Raw genomic sequence first — 26,282 nt, 5'->3', positions numbered from 1 at the left:
TGGCGTCACGGTTACTCATCCTCATCTGATGGCTCGCTGGTCTGGACGGAAGGGTCGGTACCCGATCTCTTCTCGCCGCTGAACGCCTCCCACATCAGGCCCGGTTGGCGGGCGGCGCCGCCCGTGCCGGGAGAGGCGGTCGGGGCAGCGGGGGGCTGGGGGGTCGTCCGGACGACCGGAGTCGGGACGGGCGACTCCCGTCGCCGCTGCGGCAGCCCGTTCGTGGTCTGCCTGACCTCGACGGAATCCCCTGCGGTCTCGCGCGTCATCGTCGGCCTCGGCACGATCGGTGCGCCCGTGCGCTTCGGCGCGAACTGTTGGATTTTCCTGGGCGGTTGGTCGACGGTGGTGATCAGGCGTCGCGGTACCAGCACCACGGCACGTACCCCTCCGTAGGCGGAGGGGCGCAGATCGACGTCGAGGCCGTTCTCACGGGCCAGCCGGCTGACGACGGGCAGGCCGAGCTGCGTGGCCTCGCCCAGGTCGGCCAGGTCCAGGGTGGAGGCCGCCTGTGCCATGACGCGGTCGATGCGGTGCCGGACCTCTTCGGTGAGCCCGACCCCGCGGTCCTCGATCTCGATCGCGATGCCGGACGGCACCTCGCTCGCGCTCACCTCGACCGGGGTGTGCGGCGGCGAGAAGGTCGTGGCGTTGTCGAGCAGCTCGGCGAGCAGGTGGATCAGGGGCTCGGCCCCCGGGCCGATCACCGCGACCTCCGTCACCGACTGGAGCTTCACGCGGGGGTAGTCCACGATGCGTGACATGGCCCCCCGGATGACGTCGTAGAGCGGGATCGCCTTCGACCACTGACGGCCGGGCCGGGCGTCGCCCAGGACCGCGACGCTGGCCGCGAGACGCCCGATCAGGGCGTTGCGGTGGTCGATGGCCTGCAGCCCGTGGGAGACCACGAGATCCGTACCGTGCAGGATCTGCATGTCGTGGAGGTCCTTGGCGAGCTGATGCACGATCGCCTGGACACGGCGCGCGATCGCCACCAGGGCCCGCTGGGAGGAGTCCCGTGTCTGCTCCTCGGCCTCCACCGCTTCCAGGAGCGTCCGCAGCGCCGCCCGCAGCGCATCGGCGAACTCGCTGTCGAGATGCTCCCCGAACCTGACGGCCTGCAGGATCTCCGACGCGGGGTCGCCCTTCTGCATACGGGCAACGGCCGCGGGGAGAAGCTCCTCGGCGAGCCAGACCGTGGTGGCCCGCTGGTCGGACAGGCGCGCGAGCAGCGCCGCTTCACGCTGTGCGTAGTGCTGCTGTACGTCGGCGGTCATCCGCGCGTGCCGGGCCTGCTCCGCCGAGCGCGCCCGGCGCGCCGTCTCGGCCGAGGTGATGGCCGTCAGGACGACCGCGACGAGCCCGCACCAGGCGACCGGTGTACGTATCTGCGCGGGGACGAAGATCAGCGCTATGCCGCAGGCCACGGCCAGAAGGCCGGGAGGGACGAGCCGTGCCGGAGCCGTTGCACGTGGCAGGCCTCCAGGGGATGAGCCGGTACGAACCATCGAGGGGTCCCTAAACAGTCTGGAATGAGTGGACTGGGGGTGGTGCGGTGCGGCGGCGGGAGCGGTCGGGACGTCGCCCGGCCGAGGATGTGTGCTGTCATGGGTGCCCCCGACGGGTCGGTTCGAGATCGCATCGGTGGTCACGCCTCCCTGCGGCCAGGCCTCCATCCACGCGCGACACAGCGTTCGGTTACTCGCTGTGAGTGCAGCGCAACACGCAGGGGAGAATAGTCAGTTCGGGTACGCCATGTGACCTTGCTGGAACGGGAACCTCCGCCCTGACCGACCTGGGCCGACAATTGATCGATCCCTGTCATTCCGTGGGCCGTAAACGCACGAACTCGACCGCATCCGGCAGCCTGTCGGCCGCGGCTCCCCATCCTGTGAGCCCGCCGCCGCTTCTCCTGGGCGCCCGCGCCGGGGGCCCGCCTCCCCGGGGGCCGATCCGGAGCATGTGCTCTCGTCATCGGCCGGTTCGAGAGGGAGCGCACCACGACCAGGAGGCGTCGGCCGTACGGTGCGACACGACGGCCGCCCGTCGCGGCACGGACCGCGAGCCGTACGGCGGCGGTCAACGAGCGACCACCGTGACTCCCCCGTTCCAGCGACGACCGCGAATCCCGTTGACGTACGGCTCCGTCGACGCCGGCGGTCCGGTCGGCGACGACCCACCGCCCGTGGCGGTCCGTGACCGGTTGCGCCCGTGGTCCCGCGTGCCCGCCGCGCTGCTCCGCCGACAACCGATCGGACGACGATGCTCGGCCCAACGGCCCAACGGCGGTTCTCCCCGCATGCCGCCCGCCGCCGCCGGTGATTGCCTGACCTCGGCGCGCCGGCTCCGGCTGCAACCAGGCCGCGCGGCCGCGCAGCGAGGAGGCAGGGCGTCATGGATTCCACCGTGGGAGCACAGCGGGGTGTGATCCCCCGGCACGTCCGCCCCGGGAGCGTGACTCACCGACGCCGAGCTGCCAAGAGGACGCCGCTGTGACCGACGACGAGATCCTTCTCGGCCTCGCCTTGACGGTGGTCCTCGCCACCGGCTCGCAGATCCTGGCGAGCAAGCTGCGTCTCCCGGCCCTCATCATCCTGCTGCCCGTCGGCTTCGCCGCAGGCGCGATGACGGATGTCATTCATCCGGACAGGCTGATGGGGCCGACGTTCTCCGCCCTGGTGTCGCTGTCCGTCGCGGTGATCCTCTACGACGCCGGTCTGGGGCTCAACCTGCGCAAGCTCACCGGCCGCACCCGCGGCATCGTGGGACGCCTGCTGGTGTACGGAGTGCTGCTGACGTTCCTGGTCACCGCGTCGGTGGCACCCGCGATGTTCGACATGCCCCTCAGGGTGGGCGCGATGCTCGGCGTGATCCTCGTCGTCTCGGGCCCCACCGTCGTGGGGCCGCTGCTCGACTTCGTACGGCCCAGCGACAAGGTGCGGCGCATCCTGATCTGGGAGGGGACGCTGACCGACCCGATCGGCGGCATCCTCGGCGCGCTCACCTTCCACGCCATCGCCTCGACGCACCAGGTCGACATCGGCCGGGGGTACCAGCTCGGCCAGTTCGGCATCAGTCTGGCCGTCGGGCTGGCCGGCGGGGCCGTGGGAACCGCGCTGCTCTGGTTCACCCTGCGGACCCTCCGCCTCGGCGAGACACTCGGCACCCTGGCCCAGCTCGCGACCGTGATCGCCGTGTCGGCGGGCTGCGACGTCGTGCGGGACGACACCGGGCTCATCGCCGCCATCGTCGTGGGACTGGCCGTCGCCAACATCCGCGGGTTCGACATGCCCGCTCGGCGTCCCTTCTTCGAGACGCTGATCCAGCTGATCATCGGACTGCTGTTCGTCTCCATCTCCTCCACCGTCACCCCGTCGTCCCTGGTGCCGGTCCTCCTGCCCGCGCTCGCCCTCATCGCGATCCTCGTCCTGGTGGTCCGGCCGCTGGTGGCCTTCGCCGCGACGGCGCGCTCGGGACTGACCCAGGGGGAGCGGGCCTTCATCGCGTGGATGGACCCACGGGGCATCGTGGCCGCGGCGACGGCATCGGCGTTCTCCGCCAGCCTGGTCGACCGCGGGGTGAGCGGGGCCGCGAGGATCCTTCCCGTCACCTTCCTGGTGATCGTGGGAACCGTGCTGCTCTACTCGCTGACGGCGGCGCCCGTTGCCCGACGGCTGGGTGTCGTCAAACCGACGGGTACCCGCATCCTCCTTGTGGGCGGCGAGCCCTGGGTCATCGACCTGGGGCAGGCCCTGCGGTCAGCGGGACTGGACGTCGTCATGTGGGCGGGACTCGACGAGGAGCGGGCGCTGATCAAGGCTGCCGGGATCGACCTGGCCAAGGGCGATCTGCTGGCCACCGCCATCAACCCCGGGGCACGGCTGGAGGGAGTGACGGCGGTGTTCCTGGCCACCGACGACGACGACTTCAACGCCCTCGCCTCGGTCGTGATGCAGGACAACGTCGAGGGGCCCGTCTACCGGGTCGGGCCGCCGCACGACAGCCATGGTGTGGTCGCGCCCTACACCGGCGGGGACATCCTCTTCGGCCACGCCCTCGTCCGTCACGTCCTGGCGGAGCGCTACGAGCGGGGCGCACGCTTCCTGGTGCAGCCCGCCTCCACCGCGCTGCCGGCGGAGTACGACACCTTGTTCGTGGTGCGGGCCGACCAGAGGCTGGATCCGGTCACCGAGCGGCGGAAGACCGTCCCGCAGGAGGGTGACACCGTCGTGCTCTTCGGTTCGGTGCCGACGACGCCCGGACCGTGACCGGGGTCGTACGCCTATCTACGTGCGCCTATCTGCGTACGCCGTTGAGTCTCGCGTCCAGCGTGATCGCCGCGTCGATCAGGGCCAGGTGGGTGAAGGCCTGCGGGAAGTTGCCCAGTTGCTGACCGGTGAGGCCGATCTCCTCGGAGTACAGCCCCAGGTGGTTGGCGTAGGTGAGCATCTTCTCCAGCACCAGCCTGGCCTGATCGGTGCGTCCGGCCCGCGCGAGGGCGTCGACGTACATGAACGTGCACAGGGAGAAGGTGCCCTCGGAGCCGCGCAGCCCGTCGGGTGAGGCCTCGGGGTTGTAGCGGTAGACCAGGCTGTCGCTGACCAGCTCGCGCTCCATGGCGTCCAGGGTGGACTTCCACATCGGGTCGTCCGGCATGATGAAGCCGACCGTCGGCATGCGCAGCAGCGACGAGTCGAGCACGTCGTCCCCGTAGTGCTGCACGAAGGCCTGCTTCCGGCCGTCCCACCCCCGGCTGAGCACCTGTGCGTAGATCTCGTCCCGGGCGTCCGTCCAGCGGCCGTGGGCGGCGGGACGGCCGTCGTCGTAGGCGATCCGCAGGGCGCGGTCGAAGGCCACCCAGGACATCACACGGCCGTAGGTGAAGTCCTTGCGGCCGCCACGGGTCTCCCACAGTCCTTCGCCGGCCTGGTCCCAGTGGTCGACCAGCCAGTCGAGGAGCGTGTGCAGCGCGGTCCAGCCTCCGTGGTCGAGGTGCATGCCGTGCTGGTGCGCGAAGTAGATGCTGTCGAGTGCCTCGCCGTAGATGTCCAGTTGCAGCTGGCTCGCCGCTCCGTTGCCGATGCGGACCGGGGCGGAGCCGCGGTACCCCTCCCAGTGGTCGAGGGTCTCCTCGACCAGGTCGGAGGAGCCGTCGACGCGGTACATGATGTTCAGCGGGCCGGTGCCGGCGCCCTGTTCGGCGTCCTCCTTCACGCGGGCGTGCAGCCAGTCGATGAACGCCCTCGCCTCCTCCCTGAAGCCCAGGCCCAGCAGGGCGTAGACCGAGAAGGAGGCGTCACGGATCCAGGTGAACCGGTAGTCCCAGTTGCGCTCTCCGCCGAGCTGCTCGGGCAGAGCCGTCGTGGGGGCGGCGACCAGGGCGCCGGTCGGTGCGTAGGTCATCAGCTTCAGCGTCACGGCGGAGCGTTCCACGGCCTCCCGCCACCGTCCCGTGTACGTCGACTGGCCGAGCCAGGAACGCCAGAAGTGGACGGTCTCGCCGAAGAGCTGCTCGAACTCCTCCACCCGGACCACGTGCGGCGGTCCGCCGGGGGACGACTCGATGATCATGCCGCGCTGCTGCCCCGCCCGCAGGGTCAGGGTGAAGCGCAGGTCGTTGTCGCCCGAGAGGACGGTCAGCAGCCGCTCGTCCTCCGGTTCTCGGACGGCGTGGACGGCGAGGTCCATGTGGTCGGAGGTGAACAGGGCCCCCTGCTCCGTGATGTGCAGCTCGTGCGGTGCACGCCCGTAGTCGAAGCGCGGTGCGATCTCGCCTTCGAACGTCATGGTGCCCCGGACGCAGCGCAGCATGCGGACCAGACGGTGCCGGTCCGTCGCCGTCGCGCCGGTCACCGGCATGAAGTCGACCACTTCGCCTGCCCCGGCCTCGGTCATGAAACGCGTCACCAGAACGGCGGTGTCCGGATGGTAGAGCTGCTTGGTGGTGAAGGTCTCCGCGGCGGGCCCGACGGTGAAGTGGCCGCCCTTCCGCCGGTCGAGGAGAGCGCCGAAGACGCTGGGGGAATCGAAGCGCGGACAGCAGAACCAGTCGATCGTCGCGTCGGTGGTCACGAGGGCCGCGGTCTGCAGATCACCGATCAGGCCGTGGTTCTCGATCAAGGGGTAGTCGTCCATCTTGAGCCCCTTTCGGCCCCGGTAGACAACGATCGGGCACCGTCACGCGACGCCCGAGGTGATCCGGCGCCGTCTGGCCAGCTTAGGCCGACGGTGTCGTCCCGTCCTGGCGAGCGGGCCGCACCGGGCACCGACGGGCTGCGCGGCTCCGGGAACGGCTCTACCGTGAGGTGGCAGTGCTCCCCCTGAGGGACCGCTGTCTCGTGTGCATGAGCACCGGAGTCCGCCGGGTGAAGGGGGCGTGACGTGGGTGCCCCGACGTCCTGGGCGGCCCGGTTCAGGCTGCGGCAATACGTCAAGGCGAGCCTGTGGATCGTGCCGATGTTCGGTCTCGTCCTCGGCGCCCTTCTCGCCGAGCTCGCCGTCACCGCCGACAGCGTGGACTGGCCGCCGAGCGGCTGGCGCTACTCCGCGACGACAGCGAGCGGTGTGCTCTCCGCCATCGTGGGGGCGATGGTGGCGCTGCTCGGGTTCGTCGTCACCATCGGCGTCCTCGTCGTGCAGCAGGCGACGGGAACCCTCTCCCCTCGCTACATGCGCCTGTGGTACCGGGACCGGCTGCAGAAGGCGGTGCTGGCGACCTTCACCGGGACGTTCGCGTTCGCCTTCTCCCTGCTGCGCAGTGTCGAGACCGACTCCGTCCCCGACCTCGGGGTCACCCTGGCCGGCGTGGCGGTGGCCGTCAGCCTCGTGCTCCTGCTCATCTACCTCAACCGGTTCACCCACAGTCTCAGACCGGTGGCCATCGCCGAGCTGGTCACCCGTATGGGCGAGGCCGTGTTCACGAGCGGGACCGCGGCGATCCGGGACGCGGCTCCGCGCGGCGGGGCAACCGTGCCGTCCGACGGTCCGGTGCTGCGCGTACGTACCGCACGCGGCGGAGCCATCCAGGCGTTCGACGTGGCCGGTCTGGTCGCGGAGGCGGCGCGCCACGACTGCGTCTTCGTCGTGACCCGGCTGATCGGCGACTTCGCACCGCCCGGCACCGTCCTCGTCGAGGTCCACGGAGGCAGGTCGAGACCGGACCCGGACCGGGTGACCGGTCTCGTCGCCCTCGGGGCCGAGCGCACCATCGAACAGGACCCCGCCTTCGCCCTGAGGGTCCTCGTCGACATCGCCATCAGGGCCCTCTCCCCGGCGGTGAACGACCCGACGACCGCGGTGCAGGTGGTCAATTACATCGAGTCCTTCCTGCACACGGTCGGCGGTACGCCGCTCCCCGGTCGTTACGTCCTGGCCGATCGCCAGGAGCGCGCCCGGCTCGTGCTCCCGGGGCGCGACTGGGAGAGCTTCCTTCAGCTCGCCGTCTGCGAGATCCGCGACTACGGAGCGTCGTCCGTGCAGGTCTGCCGACGGCTGCGCGCCATGCTCGACGGGCTGCTCGACACCCTGCCGTCTTCTCAACACGCAGCGGTGCGCGCGGAGATCAGCCTGCTGGAGGAGTCGATCGAGCGGGAGTTCACCGACCCGGCCCGCCGGGCCATCGCGCGACAGCCCGACCACCAGGGCATCGGCGGTCGGAAACCCGAGTAGTGAGCTTCTTCGAGTTGGCCACCGATCGGGTGAACGCGACTGAGCGCTTCAGTGTCGAGTGGGCGGCTGCAGCGTCCGGTGCCAGCAGCTTGGTGAGCCGGGACAAGGGTCCACTCGAGCTTGGCGAGCCGGGACAAGCGTCCACTCGAGCTTGCCGGCCTGAACGCCAAGCCGACGGCAAGGCCGGTGAGCGACGATCAAGCTGTTGTCAGCCGCTGACTCTAAGGTCGGCCCTATGACATCAGACCTGGTCCAGGACTCATGGACTCGCATCGACGCGTGGCTGCGCGAGCACGCGCCCCGCACTCTTGCCACGCTTCGGCCGCCCGCAGGAGACGAGGAGATCACAGCAGCGCAACAGGAACTGGGGGTCACCTTTCCTCCGGACCTGGTCGCTTCACTCCTCCGGCACAATGGGGCGCTGGAGGGACCTGAGGCTTTCCGGTTCAGTACGGGCGACCGGCTGCTCGGAGTGAGCGGAATCCTCCGGGACACCGGGTTCGTGCGCGGCATCGACCAGGGCCTCGACGGGGAGACCGAGGGCTATTGGCTTCACGACTACGTGAAGTTCGGTTCTTACGACGTGACGTCGGACGGTCTTCTGATGGATTGCCGTACTGAGCGGCACTCCTTCGGTGCGATCGGACGGTTCTTCGACGAGACCGGCACCAGATTCGGGCAGGCCGACTCGCTGGGTGGGTATCTCGCCGAACTGGCCGACACGCTTGAGCGCGGCCAGGAGGCTGGTGTCGTCACCTTCAACGGCCGACTGTTCTGGGAGGCGCCTCTGCCTGCCAGGCCGGAGTGCAGTGCCGACGAGCCCCTTCCCGCACCGGATGCGCAGCTGCCAGAGCTGGACCTGTCCCACAGTCCCACCGACCTCCTCCACGTGAGCCACCTGGACGGACATGAGGAACTCGGTGCACTGATCGCAATCCTGCCGTATGAGCAGGTGGTTGAGGCCGCGCGGAAGCAGTTGCGCAGACTGGCGGTCGAAACGGGGCTGAACAACTACCCGGAGGTCAAGGCAGTCCTGGACGCGTGGGAGCGTGGTGTGGCCCTACCGCGGCCGGACCAAACCGGCCCGCTCGCCTTGCGACTCCGCGCGGTGCTCGCACAGGCCGACACCGGCCGAGACGTCACTCGCAGGTGGGCCGCGGAGAAGATAGCCCTCGGGCTCTGGGGGTCCCCCTACAGATCCGTGTGCGAGAGCGCGGAGACCCGGAGTCATTTCACTCTCGACTGGCGTGCGGATCTGCATGCGGACTTGGGCAATCCGCCACTGCCACCGATACCTGACGACCGATTTTGGGGGGCGCTGCGCAACCCCGCCATCGACTCCAGTTGGTACGCGGCTCAGTACACCCAAGATCAGGACTGACCCCAGGGGTTTCGGTTCCGCGTGAGCGCTCCATGCGGCGGCTATCGCCAGACGAAGCGCTCACTGAGTTTCTTCAGCGCTGCCGCTCCAACGTGAGGATGGCCTTGACGATTGACGTCATGCGGTTGGGGCTGCCCTCGCCTACCAAGGTGGCGGACCGTGGCTGACGACCGGCATCAAACGCAAGCCACTCCAGGAACTCACTCCCACCGAAAAGACCCTCAACCGGGCGCTGGCCGCAGCACGAGCGCCCGTTGAACGCGGTGTCGCCTGAAGTCCTGGCGGATCTTCCGCAAGTCGGGAGTAGTCGGCCCGGCCGTCGCCGACCCGGTCGCACTCGGCGAGGGTGCCGTCGAGCAGCATGAAGTCGGGATCGTGCTCGCGCAGCGTCTAGAGCAGACCCGGTGCTCGTTCGGCAAGCAGGTCGACGATCGCGCGGGTGTAGGCGTGGGCGGTGGACTCGCTGATGCCGAACCCGGCGGCGATCTTCGCCAGAGTGGTGTGCTCTCGTAGGTACACCAGTCACCCGATCGGTGGCCAACTCGAAGAAGCTCAGTCAGGCGGAACAGGACAGCAATCTGCCGATAGTCGCATGTTTGTCGCGCCCTCAAGAGTAGGCTCGGGCTCTCTGCAGGTAACGACAGACCACGCCGGACTCCGGGCAGGACAGGGAGCGCCAGTGCCGTTATTCGGCAAGAGAAACGCAAGGTCCGTTCCGAGCCAACCACCACCGCCCCAGCGGCTTCAGGAGACAACTCCTTCGCCGATCATGAATGTCCTCGGGCGCGAACTCAACAGCGTACTTCCGCAAGAAATGATCACGGAAGTACGCTCTGCGTTGGTGAACAGCGCGCCGCCGACGGCGGACCACGAGAGGCTGCGCGCCTGTATGGCGCTCGACTGGTTCGTGAGGACCTGGGTGCCCCGCTGGTCGTTGCTCGTACCGGACGCCGGCGAGCAGTTGGCCTCGGCCCTGGCCGGCCTTCCCCCGATCCGTGACCTCCGGACAGCGGAGTCGGCAGGCAATCTGATCATGGCCCTGTCCAGCGGCCCCGATCAGACGGAGAGATTCGTCGCGGCCAACTACGAGAGGGACAACTTCTACGACACGGCCGCCGTGAAGGCTGCCCGCCAGGCCTCGGCGACGGCCGTCGCCGGCTCGGCCGGAACCGCTGTCGCCGACGCGGCCGCGTCCGTCATTCTCGACGAGAGCCTGGCGGCGCGAACCGACATCGCCCTGAAGGGCGTGGCAGCGCTCACCCTCTCGCACAGCCTCGACAGCGTGTGGCCCTACATCCAGACCTGGGCGAGCGGCCCGGGCGACTTCGACGCCAAGCGGATATCCATCGGCAACCTCGCCCCGATCGCGGCACAGCGGGCGCTCGACCCGACGATAGAGGAGCTCCGACAAGAGGTGTGCGGTCTCTATATCGAACTGGGCCGACTGGGCTGACTGGGCTGACCGCAGGGCAATTGCTCACCCATCAGCAGTGGCCGCGCCGAGGAATCCACGATGCCAAGAACTCAAGCCGGAGATGCCGACCTGCCATTCGACGCGTCCGGAGACGGTTCCAGCCCGCGATGGGTGAATGAGGCCAGGGAGAATCCCCACGGGCTTGCCGCACTTATCGCCGGACAGAACCTGGAACTGCACCGCCGAATCGCTGAGGCGCACGACCGACTCACGTATCTGAACGGCGTGGACGCGGCAGTCCGCGCGGATCTGAGCCGAGGGACCCTGGGCTCGTCGTCCGCGGCCGCACTCCGCGCGGCGCAGGTGCCCTTGACGGTCCTCAACACGGCCATTCAGCAGGGGATCAGAGAGGGCACGTGGAGTCTGGGACGATCGGGCTCCTCCGGGACACGCCCACCGGAGATCGACCGGGCGTTCAACGAGACGGCCGCGGACTGGCAGAGGGCACTGGGGGTCGCCAACTCCTCGTTCGAGGAGTTGGCTCGCCAAGCGCGAACAGCCCTTGACGGTTACGAGCCCTACGCCGATCGCATGCGGCCGGGCGAGGACTCCTGTCTGGCGCCGTTCGCGTTCCCACAGGACACCTACATCGGAGACAGGCTGGCCGCGGACCCGGCCCACTCCTCCAGGGAACGCGCGTTCCCCCGGTCGCTCATGCGGCGCAAGGTGCTGCCGCACCGCCCGTGGGCCGACCTCCCCTGGCTCGACCTGTGCGACACGAACCTGGTCTTCATGCCGGACGGCCCGAGCCTCTCCTATGCGGAGGCGATGGCGGCGGCGCAGGGGGTCGTCACCGACCAGATGTCGAAGTCCGCGCCGAACCGTCTCAAGATCACATGGATCGACGCGCTCCACAGCGGCCGGAGCGCCGGGGCGTTTCTTCATCTGGCCGAGAGCAACTCCCTCATCATCGACGGCCAGGTGTGGACCGATCCCGGCGGTATCGAGTCCGCTCTGCTCCGTGTGGCCGACCGGATGGCCGTCATCGAACGCACCTGTCTGAAGAACGAGTTCACGCATCTGGACGCCTACAACGCCCAGCCCGGGGTTGCCCCGGAGGCTCACCAGGTCGTGGTGGTGGCGGGATATCCGGCCGGGTTCCGAGAGACCTCGGCCCAACTGCTGCGGCAGATCGCCCAGAACGGCGTCCGGGCCGGGATCTGCCTGATCGTCGTCATGGACACGTCCATGGCCCCCATCCTCGGGACGACCGACGCGATCGCGCCGTCGTACGCACAGCTCACCGACGGGCCAGGTCCGGTCAACGCACCCGATTGGTGGTCGCCGGCCGTCCTGCCGCTCGGCGAGTTCGTCCTGGGCCACTCGGGCCGACCGTACGCGCGAGTGATCACCGCTCCGCAGGGAGAGGCCGTCTGGGTACCCTGCGAGCTGCGCTCGACCCCCGAGGCGGTCCAGACCGCGATCATCAGCGGCTACGCCCGGGCGTCGCGCCGACTGGCCGAGTCGGGCCTGAGCCCCCGTGAGCTGGACATCAAGCGGATCGATCCCACTGCTCGGACGGTGTCCCTGCGCAGTGCGATGATCGGCTGGCTGCACGAGCAGGACGCGGCGAACCGGTTCCCGCCGGGCTGGGACGACTTCGTCCGGTCCGACGCGATGCAACGTACCGGCATCACCTACACCTTCGCCGAGATCGCGAAACAGGCCGCGTATCTCTGCGAGCAGGGCTACCTCGTCGCCGGATCGGACTCACCGGACACGACCGGCTTGTCGTTCCCCCGCCTCACCTCGAAGGGTGGAGACATGGCGATGTCGGGCAGCGCCAGTGCCGACGACTTCGCGGCGAACTCCGGCAGGAGCGGTGGCGGTACGACCAACAACTACGCACCCGTCTTCCACGGCGACGTGAACGACACGCAGATCGCCTGGAACAACCACCATGTGACCCAGACCCAGGAAACCGTGGAGCAGGTTACCCCCGGATTCGAGGAGTTGGCGCAAGCAGTGGCGCGAACGCTCGCACGGCTGCCTCGGTTCGGCCTGTCCGCTGAAGACGCCGAGGACGCCTCCACGAGCGCCGACACCATCCTCGTCGAGGTGGCGTCGCCTTCCCCGGACCGGGGCAGGATCCGCCGCTCTCTCGCAGCCCTGCGAGGGATTCTGCTGCCGGTCGCCGCCCAGGCAGGGCCGGGAGCCGGTGGGGGTTCTCACGACCTCGCGAAGGCAGCCCTCGACGATCTGCGAAGGGTCGACTACTGAGGCGCGGGCCGGTCGAGAAGACCGGCCCGCGCCGAAGGCCATGGCCACCGGGGGCCGGTCTGGCGAGTCGGCCGTCGGGGGCGCTCAGGCTGCGCGCTTCTTCATCGAGGTCAGGTGGGCGAAGACGACGACGTTGGCCGAATAGCCGCTCTTCTTGTCGAACCGCCCACCACACGTCATGAGCCTGAGCTCCGGACGGCCGGTGGCCCCGTACACCTTGTCGTCGGGGAACTTGTCCTTCGTGTACGTCTTCACCTCGTCGACGGTGAAGACCGCGACACGCCGGTCGGCCCGGGTGACCTTCACCGTGTCGCCTCGGTGCAGTGATTTGAGGTTGAGGAAGATCGCGGGCCCGGTGCTGGTGTCACGGTGCCCGACGAGCACGGCGGTGCCCGCTTCTCCGGGGGACGGGCCGCGTCGGTGCCAGCCCACCGCCATCGGCCTGCTCAGCGGCGGGGCGCCGAGCCGCCCCGCCTTGTCGAGGCCGAGAGGTTCGATCGGAGCCTCGATGAAGATGGCGGGGACGGCTACCCTGACCGGCCGCGAGCGCACCAGAGGGGCGTGCGTGGTACGCACCAGGGGTGCGTGCGTGGCCTGTTGCGTCCTTGCCTGTTGCGCCGGCGGGGTGCCGCCGCCCGCAGCATCATCTGCGCGGACGGCGGCGACCGACGGACCGGTTTCCTCGGACGGGCCCGAGCAAGCGGACACGATGCCGGTCAGGAGCGCGAACGTCACCGACAGCGTCATCGTGAGACGGCACGCGCGACTCGGTCCCCGCCGACGTGGCCGTCGGCGTGGCGAGCTATGCCTCGTTGCGGGCACGGCGCCGCATGGTCCGGCGAACCATGACCAGAGCCGCGATCCCGGCCGCACCGGCGGTCAGGGCTGCGGCGGTGCCCATGCCCGTCTCGCTCTCGGCGGCGCTGAGGTTCTCCAGGTCCGGAACGCCGCCGGCGCCCGCGGGCACCGCACCGACCGGCTGGCGGCTGTCCGAGCCGGGACCGATCTCCTCCGCCGGGGCGGCGGCGCTCGGGCGGTCGGCCGACGGGCGCTCGGCCGACGGGCGCTCGCCCGACGGGCGGTTCGGGCCCTGGTCCGCGGCGCGGGTGGCGCAGTCGACCTTGAAGGTCCTGTTCTTCGGGCCCGCCGGGACCGTCCACACCAGCTGGTAGGTGCCCTCCGGGAGCAGGTACCTGTCGCTGATCGCCGAGCCGTTGACCAGCGGCAGCGTGCTGGCCAGGGTGTCGCCGGGGGGAGAGGTCGGCGGCTGCGCGGTGATCGTCCATGGGACGGCCCGGTACGACTCGAAGTTGGTGGCGACGAGCTTGAAGGCGCAGACCTCGACCCCGTCCTCGCCTCGCGAGTGCCAGCCGGCCGAGCGGACGTTGAGGTCGCCGCTGTCCCCAGGAGCGGCGTGGGCGGCCGGCGCGCCGACCATGGTGGCCCCTACGGCGGCGACCGCGGCGGCCACCATGGTGCCCGTGCGGATGCCGCGCAGACGGAGGGAAGTGGACAGGAACATGCTGTACTCCTTCGAGCCGGGATGATTGTCATACTTATCGGCCGCCGCCCATCAGATGTCACGGATCTTCAAAAGCGCGTGAGGCGACACCGCGACACGTGAGCAAACCACCTGACTGGCCGACACCGGCCACGTCGTTCCGCCCCGACACGCCGCGACGATTTCGACCTGCCGCGCCGTGCGGGCACCCGCCATCGGCTGGGAGAGGAAGGCGCCCCACCGACGGCTCGGTGGCCCGCCGCTCTCCTGCCGGTACGTCGCCAAGTCACCGGTCGAGGAGCCTCAGTTGGCGTTCTCACCACGGCGCTTCCGTGACGAGGTCACGGGCCTGCCACCGACAGGGAAGCCGTCGGCGTCGTACGCCGTCGGGTGCGGGCGGCGCCCGACCCGACGGTGGGTCAACCGACCGTGACGCGCCGAGGCAGGTCGGCCAGGAGCGCGGTCAGATCGGCGGCCGGGATGCCGCCGCCCTGGGCGATCTCCGCCGAGCCGCCTCCCCGCCCGCCGAGGAGTTCCTTGACGAGCGTGGCGGCGTCGTGGCCGGCTTCGCGGGCCGGCGCGTTGACGGCCAGGACGAGTCTCGTGGTCACCGTGACCGTCGACGGCGTGGCCGACGAGGCCCGCGGCCTCGCCCTCGCGGTCCGCGACTGGCTCCCGCAGGGCGTCCCGTAACCACCTCGTCGGGTGGACGTGTCCCCCACGTCGACCGCCTGCCCGACCAGGCCGGCGGCGCGGGCTACCGTGGCCGTACGGGTCGTCCCCGGGGCGCGTCAGGGGGCGCGGGAAGTCCACCGCACGCGGGTCGCCGTCCCGTGCCGCCCTGTCGATGGCGGGCCCGCCCGGGTAGGGCAGGCCGAGGATGCGGGCGACCTTGTCGGAGCACTCGCCGGCGGCGTCGTCGAGGGTGTCGCCGAGGTGCAGGATCGGCTCGCGGACCAGGTCCCGTACGAGAGCAGGGAGGTGTGCACCCCGGAGACGATCAGCACGACGCACGGGGTGGGCAGCGGCCCGTGTTCGAGGGTGTCGGCCGCGACGTGCCCGGCGAGGTGGTGCACACCGTACAGCGGCACTCCCGCCGCGTACGCCAACGCCTTCGCCCCGGCAAGCCCCACCTGAAGGGCGCCCGAGAGGCCGGGGCCCGTGGTGACGGCGACCGCGTCGATCCGGTCCAGCCGCACCCCGGCCTGGTCCAGGGCCTGCCGCACGACCGGGTTGAAGGACTGCAGGTGGGCGCGGGCGGCGATCTCCGGCACCACGCCGCCGAATCGGGCGTGCTCGTCCATGCTCGACGCCACGACGTGCGCGGACAGCTTCCCCCGCCACGGCCGCTCGGCGTCGGCGTCGGCGTCGGCGTCGGCGTCGGCGTCGGCGTCGGCGTCGGCGTCGGCGTCGGTCGTCAGGATTCGGGTGGAGACACCCGGCTCTACTCCGCCGCTTGCTCCGCCGCACGCGGGCGAAGTGCCAGAGCGAGCAGCGGGCCGGTGGCCAGCAGGGCGGCGAGGGCCGCGTACCCGGTGGTGAGGGTCGCGACGGTGGCGACGCCGGCGACGAGGAGGGGGCCGCCGGCGTCGCCGAGTTCGCGCCCGAGTTCGGCGGAGCCCATGGTCTGGCCCATCCGCTCCTCCGGTGTGGAGGCCGCGAGGGCGGCGAATCCGAGCGGGGTGATCAGCCCGGTGCCGGTGCCGATGAGGGCGGCGGCCAGGAGGACGCCCGTCAGGCCGGGGAGCATCGCGGCGGCGAGTCCCGCGGCGGTGACGAGCAGGCCGGTGAGCAGTCCGGTGCGGGTGGTCAGGCGTCCGGCGTCCAGGGCGCGGCCGGCCTGGGGCTGGACGACGGCGGCGGTGGCGGCGAGGACGGAGACGGCGGCACCGGTGGCCACGGTGCCGAGCCCGGCCGCCGCTCCCGAGACGGGCAGGAAGCCGACGCCGACGGAGAGCGCGGCGGTGGCGGCGGCGAGCGCCGCGGTCGGGGCGAGGAAGGACCGGTCGGCCAGGCGGCGGGCGAGGTCGGCGACCGTCTGCCGCTTGCGGGGCAACGGCGGCACGACGGGCACGGCGAGCGCCGCCCACACCGCTACGGCGGCCGCGCACAGGGCCATCACCGTGAACAGCAGGCGCAGGCCGCCCGCCCAGACGAGGACACCGCCGAGGAGCGGGCCGAGGGTGTAGCCGATGGACTTGTGGAAGCCGTAACTGCCGAACGCGCGGCCCCGCTTGGCCGCCGGGTTGAGGCGGGCGACGAGCGCGGAGGCCGAGGGGGAGAACGCGGACGCGGCGGCGCCCTGACCGAGGCGGGCGGCCCAGAGCCAGCCGGGGCTGTCGGCGATCGCGTACAGCGCGGAGGCGGCGGCGAAGGCGACCAGGCCGCCGAGCAGGACCGGCTTGCCGCCGATGCGGTCGGCGAGCGAGCCGAAGACGGGCTTGAGCAGGACCTCGGCGCCGTCGTACAGGGCGAGCAGGCCACCGAGGACGAGGAGCGAGGTGACGGCGTCCTCGGAGAACCCGCCGAGGTTGGCGGCGATGCCGTGGGCGCCGAAGGCGGTGGTGAACCCGGCGGCGTACAGCGGCCACATGGCCCGCTTCGGGGCTATGGCGGTGGCGGTCACGGGGTGGGCTCCTCGTCGCTCGTGTGGAGCGCGGTGAAGACGCGCTCGGCGTAGTCCTCGCAGACGGCCGTGCACTGTTTGAGCCGTACCCCTGCCTCGGCGGCCTCCGGGGCACCGAAGACGTCCCGCGCCGTCAGGTCGCGGTGCCAGCGCCGGAGCCTCTCCAGGCGCGTCACGCCCTGGCCGCCTGCACTCGTCACGGCGGCGAATGTAGCAGCCGTCACATGTGTAGCCCAGACGCCACTGGTCGCGCCTCCGGGCATCGGCTCCACCCAGCGCGGTCGCGGACCAGGGCCCTCTGTCGGGGTACCGGCGCATGCTGACGGCGTCTTGGCGGGTCCCTTGCGCGGAGCCGCTCGGCCGGCGGAACGCTTGTGCGCGCAGCCGCTCGGCCTCTCGGTCAGCGGAACCGGCCGCCGGAGGGGCCGCGCCGGGCCACGGCACCCTCGTGCCGCGGACCGGCCCGGCCCGCCGGTCGTGCAACCGTCGTGGAGGTGACGGTGCGGATCCGGGCCGTCGTTCCCGGACCCCGCGCGCCGCCGACGGGCGTACGCGCCCCTCTCACACCTCACGTCTCGGACGGCTGTCCGAATCCCCCTCGGCAGGGACTCTGCCGTGCGTCACCGCGTCCGTCCGACCACGTTGACACGGCCCTGACGCTCCTTCGCCCCAGCTTGACGGGACCTTGACGACGCTCGGCCAACGCCCGTCAGGGAGGCGTCAATTCGGGCGTTCCGGTGCCACTTCCGTGGCGTCGCGGGGCTAGCTTTCTCCTCGGCCGCTCACCGGGCCGTGGACGTCAGTGGCCTGATCGTCCCCGACCGCGGGGGCCCGGCAGCCCTCCCATCCGGATGCCGGGCCCCCGCTCCCCCGAGCGGCGCTGTCCGTCCGCAGCCGTCCCGTGGGGTCCGAGAAGACTCCCGCGCACCCACGGGACGCGGACGAGGACGGCCCAGCCGTGTCCCCCGGCCTGCGCCGATCCGGCGGCCGGGCTTCATCAGAAGGTCTTCCGCGATGCGTTCCCGCGCGCCCCAGCAGGCGCCCTCCGCTCCCCCGACTCCGTCCGCTCCGCCCAGTCGCCCCGGTCCGAGACCGAGACGGCAGCGTTCCGCGCGGAGCGGACTGCTCGATCCCGTACAGCTGGTGACGTGCTTTCCGGAGGCGGTGCGCAAGCTGCACCCGAGGACTCTCGTACGCAGCCCGGTGCTGTTCGTCGTCGGGGTCGGCTCGGTGCTGACGACGCTGTCGGCGGTCTTCGACCCGTCCGTGTTCGCCTGGGTGATCAGCGTCTGGCTGTGGCTGACGGTGATCTTCGCGAACCTCGCGGAGGCCGTGGCGGAGGGGCGCGGCAAGGCGCAGGCCGAGTCGCTGGGCAGGGCGCGTACGGACACGGTGGCGCTGCGGCTTCGTCACTGGCGCTACGGGACGGACCTCGACCGGGGCAAGACGGAGGCCGTGGCCGCCACCGAACTCCAGATGTTCGACTTCGTCCTCGTCGAGGCCGGTGAACTGATCCCGGCCGACGGTGACGTCGTCGACGGGGTCGCCGCGGTCGACGAGTCCGCCGTCACCGGCGAGTCGGCCCCGGTCATCCGCGAGTCGGGCGGCGACCGTTCGGGCGTGACGGGCGGTACGACGGTGCCGTCGGACCGGATCGCCGTACGGGTCACCTCGCGCCCCGGCCACTCCTTCCTGGACCGCATGATCGCGCTCGTCGAAGGTGCGTCGCGGCAGAAGACGCCGAACGAGATCGCGCTGAACATCCTGCTCGCCGCGCTGACCGTCATGTTCGTCCTGGTGGTCGTGGCGATCCAGCCGATGGCCTCGTACGCGGGCGCCGTCCCGTCCACCACCGTGCTCGTCGCCCTGCTCGTGACCCTGATCCCGACGACCATCGGCGCGCTGCTGTCGGCGATCGGCATCGCGGGCATGGACCGACTGGTGCGGCGCAACGTGCTGGCGATGTCGGGGCGTGCTGTCGAGGCGGCGGGAGACATCACCACCCTGCTCCTCGACAAGACGGGGACGATCACCCTGGGGAACAGGGAGGCCGCCGACTTCGTGCCGCTTCCGGGGGTCGAGGAGGCGCAGCTCGCGAACGCCGCGCAGCTCGCCTCGCTCGCCGACGAGACTCCCGAGGGCCGGTCCGTGGTCGTCCTCGCCAAGGTGCGGTTCGGCCTGCGGGCCCCGGCCGAGGGCGAGTTGGCGAACGCCAGGTTCGTCGGGTTCAGCGCGCAGACCCGGATGAGCGGTATCGACCTGCGCTGGGACAACGGCGCCGCCTGCCACATCCGCAAGGGTGCGACGGCCCAGGTCATCGCCTGGGCCGAGAGGTACGGCGGGAAGGTGCCGGGCGAGGCGCGTGCCTGGAGCGACCAGATCTCGACGGCCGGCGGCACCCCGCTCCTCCTGGCCGTCAACGACTGGGACGGGCCGCGGGTCCTCGGGATCGTCCAGCGACGCGCCCGCACTCGCCCAGGCCGACGTCGGCGTGGCGATGAACACGGGCACGTCGGCCGCGAAGGAGGCCGGCAACATGGTCGACCTCGACTCCAACCCGACCAAGCTCATCGAGATCGTCGAGATCGGCAAGCAACTCCTCATCACGCGAGGAGCGTTGACGACGTTCTCGATCACCAACGACGTGGCGACGTACTTCGCGATCATTCCCGCCATGTTCACCGGCGCCCATCCGGGGCTCGAAGCGCTGAACGTCATGGGGCTGCACAGCCCGAAGTCCGCGATCACCTCGGCCATCATCTTCAACGCCCTGATCATCGTGGCCCTGATCCCACTCGCGCTCCGGGGCGTCCGCTACCGGCCCGCCTCCGCGCACGACCTGTTGCGCCGCAATCTCACGGTGTACGGACTCGGCGGGCTCGTCCTCTTCGTCGGCATCAAGGTCATCGATCTCCTCGTCTCCACCCTCCCTGGCCTCGGATGATGTCTCATCAGGGAGGCGTCAGGGAAAGCCCGTAGGCCTTGTCCCTCCCCCACGGCTCGGGTTCCATGGGGAGCATGAACAGCGCGTGGCTCCTGCTCGACCGGCCGCCCCATCGGGCGTCCCGTCGTGAGCCCCGCTGTCCGGAGACCGCAGCCCGCCGCTGACCGTATCCGGCTCTGCCACGGGGCGTCGTGACATCACCTGTCCGGCGCACCTGCTCCGTACCCGTACACACCTTTCACCCCTGAGGGACTGACCAGTCATGTCCGTATCCGACCTTTCCTCCCGTACCGTCCTGGTGACCGGTGCCACCTCCGGCATCGGCTACCAGACCGCACGGCTCCTCGCCGAACGCGGTGCGACGGTCCTCGTCCACGGCCGCACGGCCGAGGAAGCGCACGCCGCCACCGACCGGCTCGTCACCCTCGCCGAGGTCGACGGGTCCCGACTGTGCGCTTTCGGTGCGGACTTCACCCGCCTGGAGGAGGTCGAACAGCTCGCCGCCCGGGTGCTCGCCGAGCACCCGCAGCTCGACGTCCTCGTCAACAACGCGGGAATGGCCGCGCCCGAACGGCACACCGTCACGGCCGACGGCAACGAGATCGCGTTCCAGGTCAACTTCCTCGCCCACTACCTGCTGACGCACCTCCTGGAGCCCGCGCTGACGAGCGACCCGGGCGGCCGGGTCGTGAACGTCTCGTCTTCCCTGCACCGCACCGGCTCCATCCAGTGGAACGACCCCAACAGGGTCCGCCGCTACTCGCGCCTCGCCGCGTACGCCCAGTCGCAGCTCGCCCTGACCGTCTTCGCCGCCGACCCTCGTGTCGCCGCCGTCTCCGTGCACCCGGGCATCTGCACCACCAGCCTCCTTCCCCTGTACGCCCAGGAGGGCGTCGCACCGGCCGAGGGCGCCGCCCATGTCGTACGGCTCTGCGACCCGGCCGTCGAGATCGTCAACGGGGCCTACTACGACCGCGACCACCGCGTCGACCCCGCGCCCGCCGCCTCCGAGGCCCGCACCGTCAAGCGCCTCACCAAGCTCGCCGACCTCCTCGTCGGCCAGAACGCCTGAAAGGACACCATGTCGAAGCGCTCCCGCAAGAAGAAGGACCGCCGCAAGAAGAAGGCGAACCACGGCCGGAAGGCCGGACAGCGCTGACCCACCGGGGCGGCCCGAGCCCGGGCCGCCCCTTCCCCTTCCCCTTCCCCTTCCCCTTTCCCGCCCCGTTCAGGAGGCTCTGTGATCCCTCACCCGCCCCACCGACCGCCTTCAGCGGCACGGACGTTCCCCTCGGCCGCACCCGGCACCGCCGCGCTCGCCGAGCACGTCGTCGCGGCCGGCCACGGCCGGTGGTGGACCGACCGGGCCGACCGCCCGCGCGTGGTGGCGGTCTCCTGCGGCGGCCACGTCCTTCTGGCGGGCGATCCGACCGCGGTGACGTCGGCGGAGCTGGCTCCGTTCGCCGGGCACTGCGTCGAGACGCCCGACCGGTTCCTGCCCGCCCTCGGCGGCGCCTTCGAGCAGCTCGTCCCGTGGGAGCGGATGCTCTACGTCCACCGGGCAGAGCCCGTCCCACCCCACGTGCCCCGTGGCGTGACCGTACGCAGGCTGACCCCCGAGGACGCCCCGGCACTCGCCGCGCGCGACGCCTCCTTGGCCTGGATCCACGGCAGTTGGGGTGGCCCCACCGGGCTCGCCGCGTCCGGCGTGGCCTGGGCCGCCTTCCGCCGCGGCAGGGTTCTCGCCGTCGCCTGCACCCGTTTTCTCGGCAGCCGCTACGAGGACGTGGCGTCCGCCACCGCACCCGACGAGCGCCGCCGGCACCTTGCCCTGGCCTGCGTCGCCGGCCTGACCGCGGACATCGCGGCTCGCGGCCACCGCGCGAGCTGGGGCTGCTCCCGGGACAACCGCCCGAGCCGTCTCCTCGCCTGGACCGCGGGCTTCCGGCTGGCGCACGAGTACGTCCACCACGTCGCCGGACCCGTCAGCCGCGCGTCACGGTCGGCCGAGGCGGCATAGGCACCTCGTCGACACGGACGGGCGGCCGCCCAGCCGGCCGTGGTTTCCGCGGCTCAGCAGCGGAAGCGGAGCCGGCACACGACGGCGTTCGTGTCCCGACGGACGGCGTGGGCGACGACCGCGCCCCGCTGGTTCTGGAGCAGCCGCTGCCACAGGTGCTCGGGTTCCGCCTCCGGGATGAGTACGGTGACGCGCGTGCCGGCTCGGGTCAGCTCCAGGTCGCGGACGTACGTGGTGATCGGGCGACCGAGTGCGCGGCGCTCGGAAGGGAGCCTGACGAGGGGGACGCCGGGGTTCCACAGGGCCCAGTCGCGTTCCAGGGCCTCGGTGGCCTCCCGGTCCTCGGTGTCCGGGTGGCAGACCGTGACCGCGCGGACCTCGTCGCCGAGGGAGACGGCGGCGGTGAGTGCCTCGCTGGTGAGGCGGGTCAGGGAGGAGACGGGGACCAGGACGAGCGAGCGCTCCCGATGCGGGGGCTCGGGGATCCGGCCGACGCCGAGGCGCTCGCCGATCCTCCCGTACGCACGGTGCACGGCCTCGAACGCGAGGACGAGGACCGGCAGGGCGATCACGATCAGCCAGGCCCCGTCATGGAACTTGGTGGCGGTCACGACGATCGCGGAGACACCGGTGAGGACGGCCCCGAGACCGTTGAGGAGGGCCTTGGCGGCCCACTTGGGCCCGCGCTCACGGCGCCAGTGCAGGACCATGCCGGTCTGGGCGATGGTGAAGCCGACGAAGACTCCGATCGCGAAGAGCGGGACGAGGGTGTTGGTGTCGCCGCCGGAGAACACCAGCAGAACGGCGGAGACGACGGCGAGCCAGACGACGCCGTGCCGGTGGACCTGGCGGTCGGCCTTGAGGCCGAAGACGTGCGGCAGGTAGTTGTCGCGGGCGAGCAGCTTCAGAAGAACCGGAAGCCCGCCGAAGGACGTGTTCGCGGAGAGCGCGAGCAGCACCATGGTGGCGAACTGGACGACGTAGAAGGCCCAGTTGTGGCCGAGAGAGGCGTCGGCGAGCTGGGCGAGGACGGTGACGCCCTCGACCGGCTGGAGGCCGAAGCGGGAGATCAGGGCCGAGAGCCCGATCAGCATCACGCCGAGCAGCGCGCCGAGCGCGACCTCCGCCCGCATCGCCCGGCGGGCGGCCGGAGCGCGGAAGGACGGCACGGCGTTGGCGATGGCCTCCACGCCGGTGAGGGCGGAGCAGCCGGAGGCGAACGCCTTGAGGAGGAGGAGCGCGCCGACGGTGGTGGCGTTGTCGGCGAGCACGGAGGCGTGACCGGCGGAGGCCTCGGCGGAGACGGGTGCGTCACGGAAGAGGCCGACGACGATCAGCGTCAGGATCGCGCCGATGAAGACGCAGGTCGGGACGGTGAACGCACGCGCCGAGTCGACGATGCCCCGCAGGTTGATGCCCGTGATCAGGACCAGGACAGCCAGGCATATTCCCAGCCGATCGCCGTACAGCTCGGGGAAGGCCGAGGTCAGGGCGGCGACACCGGCGGTGACCGCGACGGCCACGTTCAGGACGTAGTCGAGGACGAGCGAAGCGGCGGCGACCAGGCTGGTGCGACGCCCGAGGTGCTCCTTGGCGACGGCGTACGAGCCTCCGCCGTCCGGGAACGCGGCGATGACCTGCCGGTACGACGCCACGAGGACGGCCAGAAGACCGGCGATGCCCAGGGTGACCGGCAGCGTGAAACCCAGCCCGTACCCGCCGGCCGCTGCGAGGATCAGGACGATGGCCTCGGGGCCGTACGCGACGGAGGCCATCGCGTCCAGGGACAGCGCGGCGAGGCCCGTGACGGCCGTCAGCTTGTGGCGCGCTCCGGCGTCCGGGGGCTCCTCGGCGGTGGGCGTGGCCCCGTTCTCGGTGGTCAGAGCGGACATGGGGGCGAACTCCTTCGTACTCGGGTCCGCTCAGGGTGTGCCCCGGCCCGCGTGCGCCCTCTCGTTCCTGGCGGGTTCTTGGCGCCCGGAGACCCTCTCTTCACACCTCCTTGACGCGGCTTGCCCGTGGCGTCGCTCGTCGACGTCGGCCCGGCGCTCCACGGCGTCAGTAACGCGTGAAGAAGACGGCGGCGGAGACCCGGCGAGTGGCGTACCGGCCTACAGTCGGGCCATGAGCCGGAACACCGAGCGTTCACGCGCCGACACCCGCATGCGTCGCACGTCGCTGTCGCTCGCTGTCGCGGTTGTTCCCGTCGTCGCGCTCGGAGCCGCCTACGACAGCATGTGGCTGCTGGGGATCGGGGCCTGGCTGCTCATCCCGGCGGTCCTGATCGAGCTCGTCTACCGCCCCTGAGGTAGGCGCGGGCTGTACGCCCAGAGCCGTGCGGGTCCATCTTGACGCTTTCCTGACGCGCCCGCCCCGATGAGGCCTTCACGCGTTGCTTACGCTGGCCCGGCCGACCGATTCATGGCCGGAAACCCCCACCCAGCAGCAGCTCAGGAGCACCTCCATGTCCACGACGAACGACTCGCGCAACGGCCGACTGCGCGCGTGGATGCTGGAGGGCCTGTCCGACATGGGCAAGGGCAGACCGTCCCGGCCCGTGGAGTCGTCCCCGGAGGCCGGCCACAAGGGGCAGCGGTGGTGGCGGGTGATGTGCCTGACCGGTGTCGACTACTTCTCCACGCTCGGCTACCAGCCCGGCATCGCCGCGCTCGCGGCCGGGCTGCTGTCTCCCGTCGCCACCGTCGTGCTGGTGATCGTCACCCTCTGCGGCGCGCTGCCCGTCTACCGGCGGGTGGCGGAGGAGAGCCCGCACGGCGAGGGTTCGATCGCCATGCTGTCGCGGCTGCTGTCCTTCTGGAAGGGCAAACTGTTCGTCCTCACCCTCCTCGGCTTCGCCGCAACCGACTTCCTCATCACCATCACACTCTCGGCGGCGGACGCCTCCACCCACCTGGTGGAGAACCCGCACCTGTCCGAGGCCCTGCACGACAAGCAGGTCCTGATCACGATGGTTCTCATCGCGCTGCTCGGCGCCGTGTTCCTCAAGGGGTTCCTGGAGGCGATCGGCGTCGCGGTCGCCCTCGTCGGCGCCTATCTGGCGCTCAACGCGGTCGTCGTGGTCACCGGCCTGTGGCACGTGGCCACCGAGGGCCATGTCGTCACCGACTGGTCCACCGCCCTGACGGCCGAGCACGGCAACGTCTTCATGATGATCGGCGTCGCGCTGATCGTCTTCCCCAAGCTCGCGCTCGGTCTGTCCGGCTTCGAGACCGGTGTGGCGGTCATGCCGCACGTGGAGGGTGACCCCGGCGACACCAGGGAGCGGCCCGCCGGACGCATCCGGGGCACGAAGAAGCTCCTGACCACCGCCGCGCTGATCATGAGCGTCTTCCTGATCACCACGAGCTTCATCACCACCGTCCTCATCCCGCACGAGGAGTTCGAGTCCGGCGGCGAGGCCAACGGCCGCGCCCTCGCCTACCTCGCGCACGAGTACCTGGGCAACGCCTTCGGCACGGTCTACGACGTCTCGACCATCCTCATCCTGTGGTTCGCGGGTGCCTCCGCCATGGCCGGGCTGCTCAACCTGATGCCCCGCTACCTGCCCAAGTACGGCATGGCCCCGCACTGGGCGCGTGCCGTACGCCCGATGGTCATCGTCTTCACGCTGGTTGCGTTCCTGGTGACCTGGATCTTCGACGCCGACGTCGACGCCCAGGGCGGTGCGTACGCGACCGGTGTCCTCGTCCTGATCTGCTCCGCCGCCATCGCGGTGACGATCGCCGCCCGAAAGGCGGGCCAGCGCGGCTGGACCGTCGGCTTCGCCGTCATCTCGGCCGTGTTCCTCTACACCACCGTCGTCAACGTCATCGAACGCCCGGACGGTGTGAAGATCGGTGCCTGCTTCATCGCCGGCATCATCCTCATCTCCCTGCTGTCCCGCCTCGGCCGCGCCTTCGAACTGCGCGTCACGCACATCGAGCTGGACGAGATGGCGAAACGGTTCATCCAGGACATCTCCCGGCGCACGCCCCGGTTCATCGCCAACGAGCCCGACAACCGTGACGTCGTCGAGTACCGCGACAAGATCGAGCAGATCCGCGCCGACAACGACCTCCCCACCTCAGAGGACTTCGTCTTCGTCGAGGTCACCATCACCGACCCCTCGGAGTTCGAGGCCAGCCTGACCGTCCGGGGAGAGGTCCTCCACGACCGCTACCGCGTCCTCACCGTCGAGTCGTCCTCGGTCCCCAACGCGCTGGCGGCCCTCCTCCTCCACGCCCGCGACTCCACCGGCGCCCGTCCTCACATCTATTTCGAATGGACCGAGGGCAACCCCTTCGCCAACTTCCTCCGCTTCTTCCTCCTCGGCCAGGGCGAGGTCGCCCCCGTCACCCGCGAGGTGCTGCGCGAGGCCGAACCGGACCGTTCCCGCCGGCCCCGCGTCCACGTCGGCTGAGCGGCCGGCTACACCGACGGTTCGCGAG

The 26,282-nt window shown here is 70.8% G+C and carries 18 protein-coding genes and 4 pseudogenes; 12 read left to right on the top strand and 10 right to left on the bottom strand.

The window, feature by feature from the left end; genetic code table 11:
* Positions 1 to 11 precede the first annotated feature (11 nt).
* Complete coding sequence (locus tag M5362_RS28465; RefSeq protein WP_260230670.1) at positions 12 to 1,427, bottom strand: ATP-binding protein; 1,416 nt, start codon at positions 1,425 to 1,427, stop codon at positions 12 to 14.
* 1,065 nt (positions 1,428 to 2,492) lie between these two features.
* Between M5362_RS28465 and M5362_RS28460 the strand changes: the two genes are divergently transcribed.
* A complete protein-coding gene (locus tag M5362_RS28460) occupies positions 2,493 to 4,268 on the top strand; it encodes a sodium:proton antiporter (RefSeq protein ID WP_260230669.1) in 1,776 nt (591 codons plus the stop codon).
* Positions 4,269 to 4,296: 28 nt separating this feature from the next.
* Here M5362_RS28460 and M5362_RS28455 read toward each other — a convergent pair whose 3' ends face one another.
* Positions 4,297 to 6,135 carry a glycoside hydrolase family 15 protein gene (locus M5362_RS28455; RefSeq protein ID WP_260230668.1) on the bottom strand — a complete coding sequence of 613 codons (1,839 nt, stop codon included), beginning with the start codon at positions 6,133 to 6,135 and terminating at the stop codon, positions 4,297 to 4,299.
* Positions 6,136 to 6,381: 246 nt separating this feature from the next.
* Here M5362_RS28455 and M5362_RS28450 point away from each other — a divergent pair, with 246 nt between their 5' ends.
* The 3 genes and pseudogenes from M5362_RS28450 to M5362_RS28440 all read left to right on the top strand — a co-directional run.
* Positions 6,382 to 7,668: a DUF2254 domain-containing protein gene (locus M5362_RS28450; RefSeq protein ID WP_260230667.1), complete on the top strand. Its 1,287-nt coding sequence runs from the start codon at positions 6,382 to 6,384 to the stop codon at positions 7,666 to 7,668.
* A gap of 235 nt (positions 7,669 to 7,903) precedes the next feature.
* Positions 7,904 to 9,049: an SMI1/KNR4 family protein gene (locus M5362_RS28445; protein WP_260230666.1), complete on the top strand. Its 1,146-nt coding sequence runs from the start codon at positions 7,904 to 7,906 to the stop codon at positions 9,047 to 9,049.
* 130 nt (positions 9,050 to 9,179) lie between these two features.
* A pseudogene (locus tag M5362_RS28440) lies at positions 9,180 to 9,349 on the top strand (IS5/IS1182 family transposase); the annotation flags it as partial.
* Here the strand turns inward: M5362_RS28440 and M5362_RS28435 are convergent.
* A pseudogene (locus M5362_RS28435) lies at positions 9,350 to 9,571 on the bottom strand (transposase family protein); the annotation flags it as partial. It lies immediately after the preceding pseudogene.
* A gap of 319 nt (positions 9,572 to 9,890) precedes the next feature.
* On the opposite strand from M5362_RS28435, the gene M5362_RS28430 reads away from it, so the two are divergent.
* Together M5362_RS28430 and M5362_RS28425 are read left to right on the top strand one after the other, a co-directional pair.
* On the top strand, positions 9,891 to 10,502 hold the full coding sequence (locus M5362_RS28430; RefSeq protein WP_260230665.1) for a hypothetical protein: 612 nt from the start codon (positions 9,891 to 9,893) through the stop codon (positions 10,500 to 10,502).
* A 552-nt stretch (positions 10,503 to 11,054) separates the two neighbouring features.
* A complete protein-coding gene (locus M5362_RS28425; protein WP_260230663.1) occupies positions 11,055 to 12,743 on the top strand; it encodes a hypothetical protein in 1,689 nt (562 codons plus the stop codon).
* Positions 12,744 to 12,827: 84 nt separating this feature from the next.
* On the opposite strand, the gene M5362_RS28420 is transcribed toward M5362_RS28425, so the two are convergent.
* The 6 genes and pseudogenes from M5362_RS28420 to M5362_RS28395 all read right to left on the bottom strand — a co-directional run bounded on the left by M5362_RS28420 (position 12,828) and on the right by M5362_RS28395 (position 17,070).
* Complete coding sequence (locus M5362_RS28420; protein WP_260230662.1) at positions 12,828 to 13,490, bottom strand: class F sortase; 663 nt, start codon at positions 13,488 to 13,490, stop codon at positions 12,828 to 12,830.
* A gap of 55 nt (positions 13,491 to 13,545) precedes the next feature.
* A complete protein-coding gene (locus M5362_RS28415) occupies positions 13,546 to 14,265 on the bottom strand; it encodes a hypothetical protein (protein ID WP_260230661.1) in 720 nt (239 codons plus the stop codon).
* Positions 14,266 to 14,663: 398 nt separating this feature from the next.
* On the bottom strand, positions 14,664 to 14,855 hold the full coding sequence (locus M5362_RS28410) for a DHHA1 domain-containing protein (protein WP_260230660.1): 192 nt from the start codon (positions 14,853 to 14,855) through the stop codon (positions 14,664 to 14,666).
* A 157-nt stretch (positions 14,856 to 15,012) separates the two neighbouring features.
* A pseudogene (locus tag M5362_RS28405) lies at positions 15,013 to 15,581 on the bottom strand (tRNA (adenosine(37)-N6)-threonylcarbamoyltransferase complex transferase subunit TsaD); the annotation flags it as partial.
* 107 nt (positions 15,582 to 15,688) lie between these two features.
* Positions 15,689 to 16,837, bottom strand: coding sequence for an MFS transporter (locus tag M5362_RS28400; RefSeq protein ID WP_260230768.1), 1,149 nt, complete (start codon positions 16,835 to 16,837; stop codon positions 15,689 to 15,691).
* Between the two features lie 29 nt (positions 16,838 to 16,866).
* Complete coding sequence (locus M5362_RS28395) at positions 16,867 to 17,070, bottom strand: Chromate resistance protein ChrB (protein ID WP_260230659.1); 204 nt, start codon at positions 17,068 to 17,070, stop codon at positions 16,867 to 16,869.
* A gap of 814 nt (positions 17,071 to 17,884) precedes the next feature.
* Here M5362_RS28395 and M5362_RS28390 point away from each other — a divergent pair.
* The 4 genes and pseudogenes from M5362_RS28390 (at position 17,885) to M5362_RS28380 (ending at position 21,834) form a co-directional block, all read left to right on the top strand.
* Positions 17,885 to 19,814 (top strand): annotated as a pseudogene (locus M5362_RS28390) (HAD-IC family P-type ATPase).
* Positions 19,815 to 20,076: 262 nt separating this feature from the next.
* Positions 20,077 to 20,886 carry an SDR family NAD(P)-dependent oxidoreductase gene (locus M5362_RS28385; RefSeq protein WP_260230658.1) on the top strand — a complete coding sequence of 270 codons (810 nt, stop codon included), beginning with the start codon at positions 20,077 to 20,079 and terminating at the stop codon, positions 20,884 to 20,886.
* A gap of 9 nt (positions 20,887 to 20,895) precedes the next feature.
* On the top strand, positions 20,896 to 20,973 hold the full coding sequence (locus tag M5362_RS33355) for a 50S ribosomal protein bL37 (protein ID WP_374206355.1): 78 nt from the start codon (positions 20,896 to 20,898) through the stop codon (positions 20,971 to 20,973).
* An 81-nt stretch (positions 20,974 to 21,054) separates the two neighbouring features.
* Positions 21,055 to 21,834: a GNAT family N-acetyltransferase gene (locus tag M5362_RS28380; RefSeq protein ID WP_260230657.1), complete on the top strand. Its 780-nt coding sequence runs from the start codon at positions 21,055 to 21,057 to the stop codon at positions 21,832 to 21,834.
* 53 nt (positions 21,835 to 21,887) lie between these two features.
* On the opposite strand, the gene M5362_RS28375 is transcribed toward M5362_RS28380, so the two are convergent.
* Entirely contained in the window at positions 21,888 to 23,726 is a 1,839-nt protein-coding gene (locus M5362_RS28375) for an APC family permease (protein ID WP_260230656.1), read from the bottom strand.
* A 232-nt stretch (positions 23,727 to 23,958) separates the two neighbouring features.
* Between M5362_RS28375 and M5362_RS28370 the strand changes: the two genes are divergently transcribed.
* Positions 23,959 to 24,141: a hypothetical protein gene (locus M5362_RS28370; RefSeq protein ID WP_260230655.1), complete on the top strand. Its 183-nt coding sequence runs from the start codon at positions 23,959 to 23,961 to the stop codon at positions 24,139 to 24,141.
* Positions 24,142 to 24,298: 157 nt separating this feature from the next.
* A complete protein-coding gene (locus M5362_RS28365; protein WP_260230654.1) occupies positions 24,299 to 26,254 on the top strand; it encodes an amino acid transporter in 1,956 nt (651 codons plus the stop codon).
* The last annotated feature ends 28 nt before the right edge of the window (positions 26,255 to 26,282 follow it).

Origin of the sequence: Streptomyces sp. Je 1-79 (genome assembly GCF_025195125.1) — a bacterium.
Taxonomy (GTDB): Bacteria; Actinomycetota; Actinomycetes; order Streptomycetales; family Streptomycetaceae; genus Streptomyces.
Note: the sequence above shows the minus strand (reverse complement) of the source record. Positions and strands in the feature narration are given on the sequence as shown.